General features: G+C 56.8%; 13 protein-coding genes. 10 read left to right on the top strand and 3 right to left on the bottom strand.

Annotated features, from left to right (window positions below):
• Window positions 1–3 precede the first annotated feature (3 nt).
• On the bottom strand, window positions 4–927 hold the full coding sequence (locus BOW52_RS12405; RefSeq protein WP_078484395.1) for a LysR family transcriptional regulator: 924 nt from the start codon (window positions 925–927) through the stop codon (window positions 4–6).
• 164 nt (window positions 928–1,091) lie between these two features.
• On the opposite strand from BOW52_RS12405, the gene BOW52_RS12410 reads away from it, so the two are divergent.
• From BOW52_RS12410 to BOW52_RS12450, 9 genes are all read left to right on the top strand, one after another.
• Window positions 1,092–2,513, top strand: a complete 1,422-nt coding sequence (locus BOW52_RS12410) for a form I ribulose bisphosphate carboxylase large subunit (protein ID WP_078484396.1) — start codon at window positions 1,092–1,094, stop codon at window positions 2,511–2,513.
• Between the two features lie 156 nt (window positions 2,514–2,669).
• Window positions 2,670–3,026: a ribulose bisphosphate carboxylase small subunit gene (locus BOW52_RS12415; RefSeq protein ID WP_078484397.1), complete on the top strand. Its 357-nt coding sequence runs from the start codon at window positions 2,670–2,672 to the stop codon at window positions 3,024–3,026.
• Window positions 3,027–3,167: 141 nt separating this feature from the next.
• Window positions 3,168–3,479, top strand: a complete 312-nt coding sequence (locus BOW52_RS12420) for a hypothetical protein (protein ID WP_078484398.1) — start codon at window positions 3,168–3,170, stop codon at window positions 3,477–3,479.
• 24 nt (window positions 3,480–3,503) lie between these two features.
• Entirely contained in the window at window positions 3,504–4,319 is an 816-nt protein-coding gene (locus BOW52_RS12425) for a CbbQ/NirQ/NorQ/GpvN family protein (RefSeq protein ID WP_078484399.1), read from the top strand.
• A gap of 98 nt (window positions 4,320–4,417) precedes the next feature.
• Window positions 4,418–6,760, top strand: coding sequence for a nitric oxide reductase activation protein NorD (locus tag BOW52_RS12430; RefSeq protein WP_078484400.1), 2,343 nt, complete (start codon window positions 4,418–4,420; stop codon window positions 6,758–6,760).
• Window positions 6,761–6,770: 10 nt separating this feature from the next.
• On the top strand, window positions 6,771–7,082 hold the full coding sequence (locus BOW52_RS12435) for a hypothetical protein (RefSeq protein ID WP_078484401.1): 312 nt from the start codon (window positions 6,771–6,773) through the stop codon (window positions 7,080–7,082).
• A gap of 18 nt (window positions 7,083–7,100) precedes the next feature.
• Window positions 7,101–7,496, top strand: coding sequence for a hypothetical protein (locus BOW52_RS12440; protein ID WP_078484402.1), 396 nt, complete (start codon window positions 7,101–7,103; stop codon window positions 7,494–7,496).
• Between the two features lie 76 nt (window positions 7,497–7,572).
• Entirely contained in the window at window positions 7,573–9,222 is a 1,650-nt protein-coding gene (locus BOW52_RS12445; RefSeq protein WP_078484403.1) for a hypothetical protein, read from the top strand.
• 9 nt (window positions 9,223–9,231) lie between these two features.
• On the top strand, window positions 9,232–10,389 hold the full coding sequence (locus BOW52_RS12450; protein WP_078484404.1) for a class II fructose-bisphosphate aldolase: 1,158 nt from the start codon (window positions 9,232–9,234) through the stop codon (window positions 10,387–10,389).
• Window positions 10,390–10,425: 36 nt separating this feature from the next.
• On the opposite strand, the gene BOW52_RS12455 is transcribed toward BOW52_RS12450, so the two are convergent.
• Complete coding sequence (locus tag BOW52_RS12455; RefSeq protein ID WP_078484405.1) at window positions 10,426–10,932, bottom strand: DsrE family protein; 507 nt, start codon at window positions 10,930–10,932, stop codon at window positions 10,426–10,428.
• Window positions 10,933–10,960: 28 nt separating this feature from the next.
• The gene (locus BOW52_RS12460) at window positions 10,961–11,617 is read right to left on the bottom strand and encodes a CDGSH iron-sulfur domain-containing protein (RefSeq protein ID WP_078484406.1); all 657 of its coding nucleotides are present in this window, start codon (window positions 11,615–11,617) and stop codon (window positions 10,961–10,963) included.
• 237 nt (window positions 11,618–11,854) lie between these two features.
• On the opposite strand from BOW52_RS12460, the gene dinB reads away from it, so the two are divergent.
• The gene (gene dinB, locus BOW52_RS12465) at window positions 11,855–13,054 is read left to right on the top strand and encodes a DNA polymerase IV (protein WP_078484407.1); all 1,200 of its coding nucleotides are present in this window, start codon (window positions 11,855–11,857) and stop codon (window positions 13,052–13,054) included.
• The last annotated feature ends 130 nt before the right edge of the window (window positions 13,055–13,184 follow it).

Below are 13,184 nucleotides of genomic sequence, written 5' to 3' on the forward strand. Positions count from 1 at the left end.
TGTTCAATCATCCAGGTCGAGTGGCTGGGTTACGCCGGGAATCTCCGCCTCCTGTATAAATTCGAGAAACGCCTGTGCGGCACGTGAAAGGCGTTTGCCCCTGCGGTGTACGGCGTGCCAGCGTCGGCTGATGGGAAAACCCTCCACATCGAGTACCACCAGTCGGCCTGTCTCCAGCTCCAGCTTGAGGCTGAAGGTGGAGAGGGCGCCGATACCGATGCCTGACATGACCGCCTGTTTAATTGCCTCACCGCTACCGAGCTCCATGTAGGGCTCAATGGAGACTCCCTTCTCTTTGAGCATCCGCTCGTAGGTCAAGCGAATGCCCGATCCCGCTTCACGGGCAATGACGCGCTCTTTGCTTAGTTGTTCCAGGGTGATGTTCTTCTTTTTAGCCAGCGGATGTTCAGGGTGGGCGAAGACCACCAGATGGTCGTCGAGGAAGGGGTGTGTCTCGATATCATCGCGCTGCGGCAGAGTGACCATGATGTAGAGGTCATCCTCGTTTGCATCGAGTCGCTCAATGATACGTTCGCGGTTACTCGCCTTGAGCTGTGGCACGACGTTGGGATGCTGGCGCAGAAAGGCACCGAGGTAGTTGGGCAGGAAGTACTTGGCGGTGGTCACGGCGGCGAGATTGAGCGGACCGGCAACCTCGCCGTGAATCGAGGCGAGCTCCTCTTCGAACACCGCCAGCCTCTCAAATAGATCGTGACAGGTGGCAAACAGCGCCTTCCCCTCAGCGGTCAGATAGATCTGGTTACCGACCTTTTCAAACAGCGAAACCCCCAGAATCTCCTCCAATCGCTTCACCTGAATCGACACACCGGGCTGGGTGAGGTGGATCACCTCGGCCGCCTTGGTAAAGCTGCGATGCTCTGCAACTGCTTGAAAAACACGCAGTTGCTGCAGGGTTGCTCTGATCATGGTTCCCTCAACTCATGAGGTCATTAACGATCGTTAATGGCGCTCATATTTACTATTAATTTCCATTATTTCGTGATTCAGCTAGATTTGCATCGTGTCTTAACCAAGCGCAGCGGTCAACGATAACCGCGCAATTTTTGTAGTTACAAGAGGAGCAACACGACATGGCTGAAAAGAGCTATAACGCGGGTGTAAAAGAGTACCGCGAAACATACTGGATGCCCGAGTACACCCCCAAGGATACCGATATTCTTGCGTGCTTTAAGGTTACCCCACAGCCGGGTGTACCGCGTGAAGAGGTTGCTGCCGCTGTAGCTGCTGAATCTTCAACCGGCACCTGGACCACCGTATGGACTGACCTGCTGACCGATCTCGATCACTACAAGGGTCGTGCCTACTCTATCGAAGACGTACCGGGTGATGACACCTGCTTCTACGCCTTCGTTGCCTACCCAATCGATCTGTTCGAAGAGGGTTCGGTTGTAAACGTAATGACCTCACTGGTCGGTAACGTATTCGGCTTTAAGGCGCTGCGTGCTCTGCGTCTCGAAGATATCCGCTTCCCTGTTGCCTATGTAATGACCTGTAATGGACCACCTCAGGGTATCCAGGTCGAGCGCGATCTGCTCAACAAGTACGGTCGTCCAATGCTCGGTTGCACCATCAAGCCTAAGCTCGGTCTCTCGGCCAAGAACTACGGTCGTGCCTGCTACGAGGGTCTGCGTGGTGGTCTCGACTTCACCAAGGATGACGAGAACGTTAACTCACAGCCCTTCATGCGCTGGCGTCACCGTTTCGACTTCGTTATGGAAGCGATCCAGAAGGCAGAGGCCGAGACCGGCGAGCGTAAGGGTCACTACCTGAACGTTACCGCGCCTACCTCTGATGAGATGATGAAGCGCGCCGAGTACGCCAAGGAGATCGGTGCTCCGATCATCATGCACGACTACATCACCGGCGGTTGGGCAGCCAACACCCAGCTGGCACAGTGGTGTCAGGACAACGGCATGCTGCTGCACATTCACCGTGCGATGCACGCGGTACTCGACCGTAACCCCCACCACGGTATCCACTTCCGTGTACTGACCAAGATCCTGCGTCTCTCCGGTGGTGATCACCTCCACTCAGGTACCGTTGTCGGTAAGCTCGAAGGCGACCGCGAGGCAACCCTCGGCTGGATCGACATCATGCGCGACTCCTACGTCAAGGAAGACCGTTCACGCGGTATCTTCTTCGATCAGGACTGGGGCTCAATGCCTGGCGTACTTCCTGTTGCCTCTGGTGGTATCCACGTGTGGCACATGCCCGCGCTGGTTAACATCTTCGGTGATGACTCTGTACTGCAGTTCGGTGGCGGTACGCTGGGTCACCCCTGGGGTAATGCTGCAGGTGCTGCTGCTAACCGTGTTGCGGTTGAGGCCTGTGTTGAGGCGCGTAACTCAGGTCGTGAGCTGGAGAAGGAGGGTAAGGAGATCCTTACCGCCGCAGCAGCACACAGCCCAGAGCTGAAGATGGCGATGGAGACCTGGAAGGAGATCAAGTTCGAGTTCGATACCGTCGACAAACTGGACGTTTCTCACAAGTAAGAGGGATAGCCCTCGGGCCAAACGGTTTGCGGCAAGCGCCGCTCCTACGCAGATGGTTTGCAGGACCATGTAGGAAGTTCACCCCCGACTGAACCGTTTGCGAAGAGGGCAACACTTCTACAGAACCGAATTTGAAATTAAATTGAGGAATTAATCATGAGTGATATGCAAGATTACAATTCGAGCCTGGCCGATAACGCCAGCCGCAAGTTTGAGACCTTCTCATACCTGCCGTCCATGGACGCGGATCAGACCCGCACACAGATCGAGTACATCGTGAGCAAGGGCTGGAACCCATCAATCGAGCACACCGAGCCGCAGAATGCGTCGGGTAGCTACTGGTACATGTGGAAGCTGCCTATGTTCGGTGAGACCGACGTAGATGCGATCCTGGCTGAGCTGGAGGCGTGCCACAAGGCGCACCCAGACAATCACGTTCGTCTGCTGGGCCTGGATAACTTTGCCCAGTGCGCAGGTGCCTCGATGGTTGTCTACCGCGGAGTCGCTGCATAAGCAGCCCCTGGGGTAGCTAGAAGAAGCCCCTGCCCGACCTTCGGTCAGGGGCTTTTTTATTAGGTGTGTGCAGTCAGTGTTGCTAAGAGAGTAGGCTTAACGCATTACCCGTTATTCACACCTAATGAGAGGAACAGAATCATGGCAAAACCAGACAAGTATGTAGGCATCAACAATGAGATTAATGGTGGCATGACCACCATCGGCAAGATCATTCGTGATGCGTGGGTATTTGGTTTACTACCCGAGTCAGAGACCTGCGAGGGATGGAACATCGCTGGAATCGACTCACTGCTACAGAAGGTCAACGCCGAATGGGACAAGTATGGCTGCCTGGTCAGCCACCTGCCCGAGGAGCTGGCCGAACGCCATAGCCGTATCCATGACGAGGCGCTCGCCAAGGCGAAAGCCGCCGGTTGGAACGGTGAAGTAGAGACCGACGACGAAGAATAAGTTTATCGAGAGAGAAGAGCCGCTATGACCGATATTACAGTTGATCCCGATCAGTACGTTATCAAGAAGGAACCCTACTACGAGGCGGTCGGCAGGGAGGTTGCGCTCTACGAGGCGGCCTACAACGCCCGCATGCCGATGATGCTCAAGGGGCCAACCGGCTGCGGTAAGTCGCGCTTTGTCGAGTACATGGCACACAAGCTCGGCAAGCCGTTGATCACCGTCGCCTGTAACGAGGATATGACCGCCTCCGATCTGGTTGGTCGTTTCCTGCTCGATAAGGATGGCACCAAGTGGCAGGACGGGCCGCTGGCCACCGCCGCTCGCATCGGTGCGATCTGCTACCTCGATGAGGTGGTCGAGGCGCGTCAGGATACAACCGTTGTTATCCACCCGCTGACCGACCACCGTCGCACCCTGCCGCTCGACAAAAAGGGTGAGCTGATTGAGGCGCACCCCGACTTCCAGCTGGTGATCTCCTACAACCCCGGTTACCAGAGCCTGATGAAGGATCTGAAACAGTCGACCAAGCAGCGTTTTGGTGGACTCGACTTCGACTACCCGGAGGCGGAGATCGAGACCGCGATCGTCTCCAAGGAGTCGGGTGTCGATCCTGTGACCGCTGGCAAGCTGGTACAGATTGCCCATCGTGCTCGTAACCTCAAGGGTCACGGTCTTGATGAAGGTATCTCGACCCGTCTGCTGGTCTACGCGGGTCAGCTGATCAGCAAGGGAATCGATGCCACCGAGGCGTGTTCGATGACCATGGTCACCCCGCTGACTGACGATCCCGATATGCGCGACACGCTCGACGCAGCGGTACAGACCTTCTTCGGCTAAGCGATAACGGCTGCCGGGGTACGGTATTCACATCGGCCGGTGCGTTATAGCGCATTGTCTCTCCGTGAATAGCGCGCCTCGGTAGCGAGGCTGCAACGATGAGCATTAACCTCGAAGATTACGAAGAGTTTCTGCAGGATGCCGCACCGGAGGTGCGCGACGTGCTTGATGGCACCTTCCAGGAGGCGGCTCGCATCATGTCGCCTGCCGGACTGCGGGACTATATGGATGGCGCCAAGGGGCTCTGCAATCTGGGGCGCGGCAGTGATGTCGTTATCACCTACCTGCAGGAGATGCCGCAGGTTGCCAAGGAGTGTGGCGAGGATGTGATTCCCGATGTGATCACCGCGGCGATGAAACTCGCCTCGATGGTCTCCGGTGAGGTGGTTGGCCTGCTCTTTAGTAGCCTGCCCTCCGCCGCACGTAATCTCGGTGATGCCGAGCTGCTACGCGGCTACCTGACCCTGATCCACCAGCTCTCTGGTACCGCTGCACGCGGCCTGCGCCCGATGCTCAACCATATGGATGAGCTGCTTTCGAAGCTGACCATCAGCGGCCTGCGCCGCTGGGCCAACTTTGGTGCCCAGGCCTACCGCCGCGATTTCAACAACCTGACCGCCTACTTCAATCTTGAATCGGCTGATAGCAAGGCGATGCTGCAGAAGGAGCGCCGCGGTGTACTCTTTATCAGGGTGCAGCGTAAGCTCAACTTCTACCTGCGCGCACTCTGGGGCCGTGATTTCTTCCTGCGTCCTACCGGCGCCGATTACACCGACTTCAAGCCCTACATCGAGAGCCGCATCTTCCATATGCCGGATGCGGTCGATGATCTCGGCGAGACCAGTGGACTGGAGCTCTACCGCGCTACCGCCGCACATATGGCGGCACATATGTCCTACACTACCAAGCCGATCTCGGCCGAGCAGCTCAGCCCGGCACAGATGTACTTTATCGGCATGCTCGAGGATGCTCGTATCGAGTACAAGGCGGTCAACGAATTCCCCGGTCTGAAGAAGCTGTGGGGAACGCTGCTCGCCCACGACTATGAGACGGCGGTTGAGCATCCGACCATGGAGCTTCTGGAGGATGTGGCGCAGATGCTGCTCGACAGCAACGCCTCTTGCGGTGATGAAGAGCTCAACGCCTTCGCCCAGCGCTTCCATGAGCAGGTTGTCGAGAAGCAGGACGACAACAGCTTCTCCTGGCACATGGGCATGGAGCTGTTCAACATCTTCTCCGCCCGCAAGGAGGTGCCGAGCCTACGCATCCTTGAACGCAACCGCATCTCCTACCGCGACGACAACCGCTTTATCTGGGAGTTCGAGGAGTTCGACTTCAACCTCGGTAAGGAGTACATCCCCGCCAGCCAGCGTCAGGTGCGCAAGCGGATGAGTGTCATCGAGATGGCCAACGAGGTCGACTGTGAGCTGGCCGGTGACGATGCGCAGGAGATCTGGACCTGCGATACGGAGATGTACCCCTACGAGGATGATCTCAGCGAGAACCAGAAGAGCTTCAATGACATGTGGGGCAAGGAGCCGGTCTCCGAGCCGTTCCACTACCAGGAGTGGGACTACCAGATCCAGCTGGCGCGGCCCGACTGGTCAACAGTCTATGAGCGCCGCCAGCCGAAGGGTGATGTCGATGACATCGAACAGATCCTTACCGACTACAAGCCAATTGCCCATCGCATTAAACAGATTATCGATCTGCTCACCCCCGAGGGTGTGCAGCGGGTGCGCAATATGGAGGATGGTGACGAGATCGATCTCAATGCCGCTATCGATGCGATGGTTTCGATCCGCATGGGCGAGCAGCCCAATCCACGCATCACCATGCGCAACGTACTGAAGAATCGCGACCTCTCGGTGGTGGTGCTGCTCGACCTCTCCGAGTCGACCAACGAGAAGATGGCTGGATCGGACAAGACCGTACTGGAGCTGACTCGTGAGGCGGCGACACTGGTCGCCACCGCCATTGAAGGTATCGGCGATCCCTTTGCACTGCACGGTTTCGCCTCCGATGGGCGTCACGATGTGCAGTACTACCGCTTCAAAGACTTCAATCAACACTTCGACAATGAGGCAAAATCACGCCTGGCAGGAATGAAGGGTGGTCTCTCGACCCGCATGGGTGCGGCACTGCGCCACGCCGGTCACCACCTGCTCAAACAGCCTGAGCGTCGCAAGCTGATCCTGTTGGTCACCGATGGTGAGCCGGCCGATATCGACGAGCGTGATCCGCAACATCTGCGCCACGACACCAAGAAGGCGGTCGAGGAGCTCTACAGTCACGGCGTGCTCAGCTACTGCCTGACACTCGATCCCAACGCCGACAGCTACGTTAAGCGCATCTTCGGCGAGAGCAACTACACCATTATCGACAATGTCGATCGTCTACCGGAGAAGCTGCCGACCCTGTTCGCCAGCCTGACCAGTTAGGAGGTTGAGTATGAAGAGTGCAGAGAAGTATGTAGGCATTCACAACGACCGCAACGGCGGTATGACCGAGATGGGCAAGATCATCCGTAACGCCTGGATCTTCGGCATGATCCCCGAGCGCGAGAGCTGCGAGGGGTGGCCCGCCACCGGCATCAAGAAGCTGTGGCGTCGCGTCGATGCCGAGTGGGAACAGTACGACTATATGGTCGGCAATCTGCCCGATGATCTGCGTCAGCGTTTCAGTCGTATCCACAGCGAGGCGGTCGAGCGCGCCAGAGAGAGTGGCTGGGAAGAGGGGTCCGAACTCGCCCGCGTGGCGTAGTCGACGAGTGGCGGCCTGATGTATACCCGCCACAACGAGGTGCCCGTCTATGCGACTCGTGATGGTGAGATCAATGCGCTGCACTACAGCACCGTACAGACGGCGTTCAAGCGACTCGGTGAGGAGATCAGGCTCTCGATCCCAAAGCTGAAGACGCTCGATCTTATCCTGCAACGCGATGCCTGGATCGTCGTCGATCGCGCCTTCAACGATATTCCGGTGGTGGCGTGGACCGATTTCGAAACTCGACGTGAGGCGATCCATCTACCGGTGAAGTGTCAGCTGCGCTACTTCCACGCCAATGCCGTGATGATCAGAAACCGGGTGTTGGAGGCGATGGAGATGCTGCTGGGCGAACAGCTTGAAGAGGAGAATGGATCGCATGATGTGATCGATTTTCCTGACAAGGAGTAGTTAGGTAAACAAAATTTGAGGTCGCGTGCGCAACGCACTATCAGCACGCGAAAGCAATTTTGAACGGAGGTGCAGAATGCCGCAGTTACCCAGCGGTAAGTACGTGGAGATCATGTCAGAACGGGCGCGCTACCATGCGCGTCGTCTGAAACTGCGTGTAACCAGCACTACCCCCCACCGTCAGCTCTACCCGCTGGTCGATATTCTGATCGACCCCACCAATAACACGCACGGCTGTCGTGGCTGCACCACCTTCTCCGGCCACACGCTCGCCGATCATGAATGGCTCGATCAGTTCGAGGAGGGTGACCGCCGCTGGTTTGCAAACTGGCTGCGCGAAGCTCCCCAGAGGCGGGTGATTGAGCAGGCGCGTACCCGTCTGTTGGCAGCGCGCAGCACCGCCAGTGAAGAGGTGCATGACTACCCCAGTCAGCTCTATAGCCAGCTTCGAGATCGTATCGAGGCACTGCCGCAGCAGCGAGCCAGTGCTGAGCAGTGGCAGCGCACCCTGCTCAACATGCGCCGTGACGGGTTGCGCCGTGAGGAGCTCGACTGGTCGAGGCTGCCGGAGTTTCTCTCTGAGCATGCAGGGGAGGCGGGCATCGATAAAGCGGCGCTACTCGAATCGCTCGACTTCACACAAATCGTGCCGCGACTGAGTAACGATCTGGAGTGTGACCTTGAGGCCCATCTTCCCTTTACCGAGGTGGCAAAACGCATTCCGACCTACCAGCTGCAGATGTCTGGTTACCCGATCGATGATCAGGATCTCTGTGTGGTGCGCTACCGATGTGAGTCGCCCAGCTACCGTATCGGAAGTGTGCGGCCGCATGGACGCGCACTTCACGGTAGTGATCAGCCGCGCTGGTTTCTGCTCGCTCCCTACGGCAAGGTGGTGACCGATAGCGAGAACAGTGCGCTGTTTTTCCCCACCAGTGAGGCCGCGCTGCAGGCGGCCGATAACCATGCCCGCAGCAGCCATCGGCTACGCCCGGCACTCACCTACAGCAAGCCCTACGAATATATGAGCCTGCACGGTGGCGAGGCGTATCGAGAGTGGCTGGTGACGCTGCCAGACTACCACCGCTCCCACTTCACGGCCCACTACCATGAGCGCAATGTACTGCTGCATATCCGCACCAAGATTCGCCACAGCGAGGATGGTAGCAAGGTGCTCTTCATCGAAGAGCTACAGAGCGACTGGCAGCAGGCGATCGCTCAACACGGACTGCATAGTGGTATTCCGTTGGCACCTTTTCGCAAGGAGTGGGCATCACTGGCGCTGAAATTGATGTTGATGCATGTGGTGAAGAGCGATCTTGACGGTATCGCCTGGGCCGATGGTGCGGTGCATGCACTGCGCTACGACCGTGAAATGGGGCCGTTGATGCGACTCTACGATCAAGAGATCCCGCAGATACTGACCCGGCTGGCCAAGCCGTGGCAGGCGAGTGTTGAGCGTGCCTATTTTGAGACCCGTAGCCCCTGGTTGCATGCGGCGCGGTGCGATGAGTGCTGGAAGGTTGAGGGCGGCGCCGGCAAGTTCTCCACCCGTCCTCGTTATGACAAGAGCGAAGCACTGGCACTGATTCAGCGCCATACCAAGGCGCTCAGCATGAGTCTGCCGATCCTGCGTCTCTCTGCTGAGATGAAGAGGCATATCGCCGAGCACGGCCTGCCGCTATTTGGTGAGCAGACGAACAAACCAACCCCCTTAACTGATTGAGAGATAGCGATGCCACTGGTACAGATGAAGGACATGCTACGCCACGCCTACGACAACCAGTACGCGGTTGGCGCCTTCGACGTGGTGAGCCTGGAGCTGTTGCAGGGGGTGATCCACGCCGCCGAGCAGTGTCGTGCACCGGTCATTCTCGGTCTGGCCGAGCCGCATCTGCAGCACTTCGATATCGAACTGCTCGCCCCTGCGGTGGAGGCGGCTGCACGGCGTAGCAGTGTGCCGGTGGCGATCCACTACGACCACGGTAGTGGTGTGGAGGGAGCGGTGAATGGTGTTCGCCACGGCTGTAATGGTGTGATGTTTGACGGCTCTCACATGCCGCTGCAGGAGAATATCGAGACCACTAAGGCGGTGGTGGCGATGGCGCATGGCATCGGTGTGCCGGTTGAGGCAGAGCTCGGTTACATCCCCGATAATAGTGATGAGCTGGTCTTTACATCGGTGGAGGAGGCACGTGGTTTTGTGCGTCTTACTGGGGCCGACTTTCTTGCCGTCTCAATCGGTACCGTACACGGGCGGCTGGTTGGTAAACCGCGCCTCGACTTTCAGCGTCTGAAGCAGATCAACAAGGCACTACAGATCCCGCTGGTGCTGCACGGCAGCTCTGGTCTTAGCGATGATCACTTTCGCAAACTGATCGCCAGTGGCATCGCCAAGGTCAACTACTTCACCGCCATTACCGATCGTGTAGCAGAACTGCTACGCAATAACGCCAAGGATGCCGATGACAACTACCTGAAGCTCCACAGCGGCGTCAGAGAGAGTGTGGAAGAGGAGGCGGGTCGACTGATGCGCGTCTGGGGCAGCGCCGGTCGCGCTGCAGAGGTGATGGAGCAGTGCCAGCCGTGGCACGGCATTGAGTACATGCTCAAGTTCAATCTCCCCGGCGTCGATGCCGAAGAGGAGGAACTGATTACCCGCAAGGGCAGAAAGATCCTGATGAAGATCCCCGGTGTACGCGAAGTGATGGTCGGCAAGGCCTACAACGATAGCTCGTCACAGCGCCACTGCTGGCAGCTGCGTCTGGCCAGCCCCGCCGTGGCTGAGATACTTAAACGTAATCACGATTTCCTGGGATTTAGTCGACGCTACCTACGGGATGAAGCGACCGAGCTGACAGGGGCTGGTTATCAGCAATCGAAGGTGGCTTGAGACAGGCGCTCTATTAAAGAGGGTGGGGAAGGTTAACTAACGATCCTCTTCAATCGTCCGGGTACGAGTAAAGACCTGTGGTGTAATCAGTGCGTACCCTTGCTGCTGCCAATGCACCAGTTCAGGAAATGCCGAAGGGACAACTTCGATAAATTCATAAAAATCGGCAACCTGATAGTCATAATCGGTAGCAGCTAGATTACATACCTTGAACTCCACACCCAGAGCGGCGTAATAACGCATTCGCTCGACCGCTTCCTCATACTGCGCATAGTTCTTCTTCGCCACCGTCGCGATCTCGGTGCCGTGGATCACCACCTTGATATCCATAAACTCCGGCGCGTAGTTATAGGGTGCTTCAGTGAGGGGATTGATCAGCGAGCGAATCCAGTAGAGCGCCGAGTTGATCTTCTCCGGGTCATCCAGGTAGAAGTCATAGACCACCTTTGGCTCCTCGTAGGGTGGCTCGACATAGCGGGCGCTCTCTTCGGCCAGAGTGAGGCCTGCGTAGAGAGTGATGAGCGCGATCAGAATAGTCTTCATTGTCAGCTCCTCACAACATCCCCTGAAACTAATTACTGCTATCGAAGTTGACGGTTTTATGGCTGCCGTCACAGAAGGGTTTGTTCTTCGAGGCACCACAGCGACAGAGTGCAGCGTTGGTGCCGCTCCAGGCGCTCCGACCACTGCTACTGAGAATGGAGAGATTGCCGTCGATCAGCAGAGGACCGTTCGGTAGCGCCTTGACCGATAGCTTTCCGCTGGTTATCTCCAGGGCTGTTCCCTGTTCACCCACGGCACCGAAATCGTGGAAGCTGATGTTCTCGTGCTGGTTGTCGCAGAAGGGTTTGTTCTTCGACTTTCCGCAGCGACAGAGTGCAGCCCGGTAGCGGACGCCAGGCATATCGTCGCCAGCACCCTCAATATCGAGATCACCCTTAAGAAAATAGGGGCCGTTGTAGGAGACCAGCAGGGTGTTCTCATCAGCGACAGTTTCGGTGGTGCTCCCGTCCTTCGTCTCGTAGGTCAGCGCCCCACTCGGACAGCGCTCAATCACATCGACCACATTGTCGAGATCGACCAGATCGGGTTTACACCAGGGTTCACGTCCACCCTCAAACAGCTCACCCTCCGCCTGACCGCACTCGCCCATATGAATACAGAGCCGACTGTCCCACTCCACATCAATCTGGGTGCCGGGGAATTTGAATTTGACGCTCTCACTCATCTCGTCGGTCTCCTGTGTGGGTAGCCAGCAACAAGGGATATAGGTGAGTAAAGCAGAAACCCGACTAAATTCATCATGAATGCGTATTCAGGTGATTCTGTCAGGCGCGCCTGTGGGGCCAAACAGCTGAACTGGCGGAGGTGGCTCGGTGATCGGAGTCAGTAGTGACTCCGCCCCCTAAGAGTGGAAGGTATACTCTCACTATTCTATTAACTCCCAGCAGAAGCAGACCGCAACGTGGCAGAACCCCTGATTGCGCTGGTCGATCTGGATGCATTCTTTGCACAGATCGAGCAGCTCGAGAATCCTCAATATCGTGGCAAGCCGGTCATCATCGGTGGCCGCCCAGGCGGTCGTGGTGTGGTTGCCACCGCCTCCTATGAGGCGCGTACCTTTGGGGTTCACTCTGCGATGCCGACCAACACCGCCTATCGCCTCTGCCCCGATGGCATCTTCCTACGCGGCGATATGGCCAAATACTCAGACTACTCGCGGCGTATCTTTGAGGCGCTACATGACGTGACGCCAGTCGTAGAGAAGGCATCGGTTGATGAGTTCTATCTCGATCTCTCGGGGATGGAAAAGTTAAGCGGTTCAGCAAAAGAGATAGGGACACGATGTAAGGCGGTCATTAAAGAGGCGACTGGTCTCACCTGCTCGATCGGTATCGGTCCAAACAGATTAATAGCTAAACTCGCCTCGGAATATCGAAAACCGGATGGTCTGACCGTTGTTAGTAAAAACCAGATCAACCGCTTTCTCGATGCACTCCCACTCAAGGCGATGCGGGGGATCGGACCCAAGACCCTTAAGCGCATTGCCAAACTGAATGTGGAGACCATCGGACAACTCAGAGAGCGCTACACTCTCGAAGCGTTAAAGCAGGCAGTAGGAGAGCGTACCGGCAGCACTCTCTACCACCAGGCACGAGGTAGTTACCCGGAACGAGCCGCCACCCATAAACCACAACACTCCATCTCGAAGGAGACCACCTTCAGCGAAGACATCAGCGATCCGCAGCAGCTAAAGCAGGTCATGCAGAAGCTCGCCTTTAACGTGGCGCGCTCTTTAAGGAAAAAGGGCAAAAAAGGGGGGGTAGTAAATATCAGGGTATGCCTGGGCGATTTCTCTACCTATACCCGCCAACAAAAATTAACGAGGGCAACCGATAGTGATGCCGAAATCGCAAGATTTGGCTGGGAGCTGTTTAAGCAGAATGATTATGTGGGAAAGGCACTAAGGCTGATTGGAATCGGAGTGGTGGTCGCAGATGAGCTACCAGCCATGGAAGAGAGTGAAAATATTCAGATTGATCTGTTTGCACAAAATGGCGTGAAAGAGACAGATGACGTTAAGAGTGATGGTGTGGTGACCACAGCCATGGACGAAATCCTCGACAAATTTGGCGAGGGTTCGATACGGCGTGGTGGTAGGTAGAATTTACCTATAAGGGCGCTGAACCCACATTCCTTCGCTGACCGCCATGGATAGCGAAGCGAAGGCGGTTAGTCCGCGATAGTCGACGCCGTCTGCCTATTCGTAGTTGAGAGCGCGAGCGAACGACGAA

The sequence above is a fragment of the Solemya pervernicosa gill symbiont genome (genome assembly GCF_002020875.1).
GTDB lineage: Bacteria > Pseudomonadota > Gammaproteobacteria.

What these genes read in the sequence shown, in the direction of transcription:
- BOW52_RS12415 (WP_078484397.1), top strand. Translation starts at nt 2,670, where the DNA reads ATGAGTGATATGCAAGATTACAATTCGAGCCTGGCCGATAACGCCAGC.
- BOW52_RS12435 (WP_078484401.1), top strand. Translation starts at nt 6,771, where the DNA reads ATGAAGAGTGCAGAGAAGTATGTAGGCATTCACAACGACCGCAACGGC.
- BOW52_RS12410 (WP_078484396.1), top strand. Translation starts at nt 1,092, where the DNA reads ATGGCTGAAAAGAGCTATAACGCGGGTGTAAAAGAGTACCGCGAAACA.
- BOW52_RS12460 (WP_078484406.1), bottom strand. Translation starts at nt 11,617, where the DNA reads ATGAGTGAGAGCGTCAAATTCAAATTCCCCGGCACCCAGATTGATGTG.
- BOW52_RS12425 (WP_078484399.1), top strand. Translation starts at nt 3,504, where the DNA reads ATGACCGATATTACAGTTGATCCCGATCAGTACGTTATCAAGAAGGAA.
- BOW52_RS12405 (WP_078484395.1), bottom strand. Translation starts at nt 927, where the DNA reads ATGATCAGAGCAACCCTGCAGCAACTGCGTGTTTTTCAAGCAGTTGCA.
- BOW52_RS12445 (WP_078484403.1), top strand. Translation starts at nt 7,573, where the DNA reads ATGCCGCAGTTACCCAGCGGTAAGTACGTGGAGATCATGTCAGAACGG.
- BOW52_RS12430 (WP_078484400.1), top strand. Translation starts at nt 4,418, where the DNA reads ATGAGCATTAACCTCGAAGATTACGAAGAGTTTCTGCAGGATGCCGCA.
- BOW52_RS12450 (WP_078484404.1), top strand. Translation starts at nt 9,232, where the DNA reads ATGCCACTGGTACAGATGAAGGACATGCTACGCCACGCCTACGACAAC.
- BOW52_RS12420 (WP_078484398.1), top strand. Translation starts at nt 3,168, where the DNA reads ATGGCAAAACCAGACAAGTATGTAGGCATCAACAATGAGATTAATGGT.
- BOW52_RS12455 (WP_078484405.1), bottom strand. Translation starts at nt 10,932, where the DNA reads ATGAAGACTATTCTGATCGCGCTCATCACTCTCTACGCAGGCCTCACT.
- BOW52_RS12440 (WP_078484402.1), top strand. Translation starts at nt 7,101, where the DNA reads ATGTATACCCGCCACAACGAGGTGCCCGTCTATGCGACTCGTGATGGT.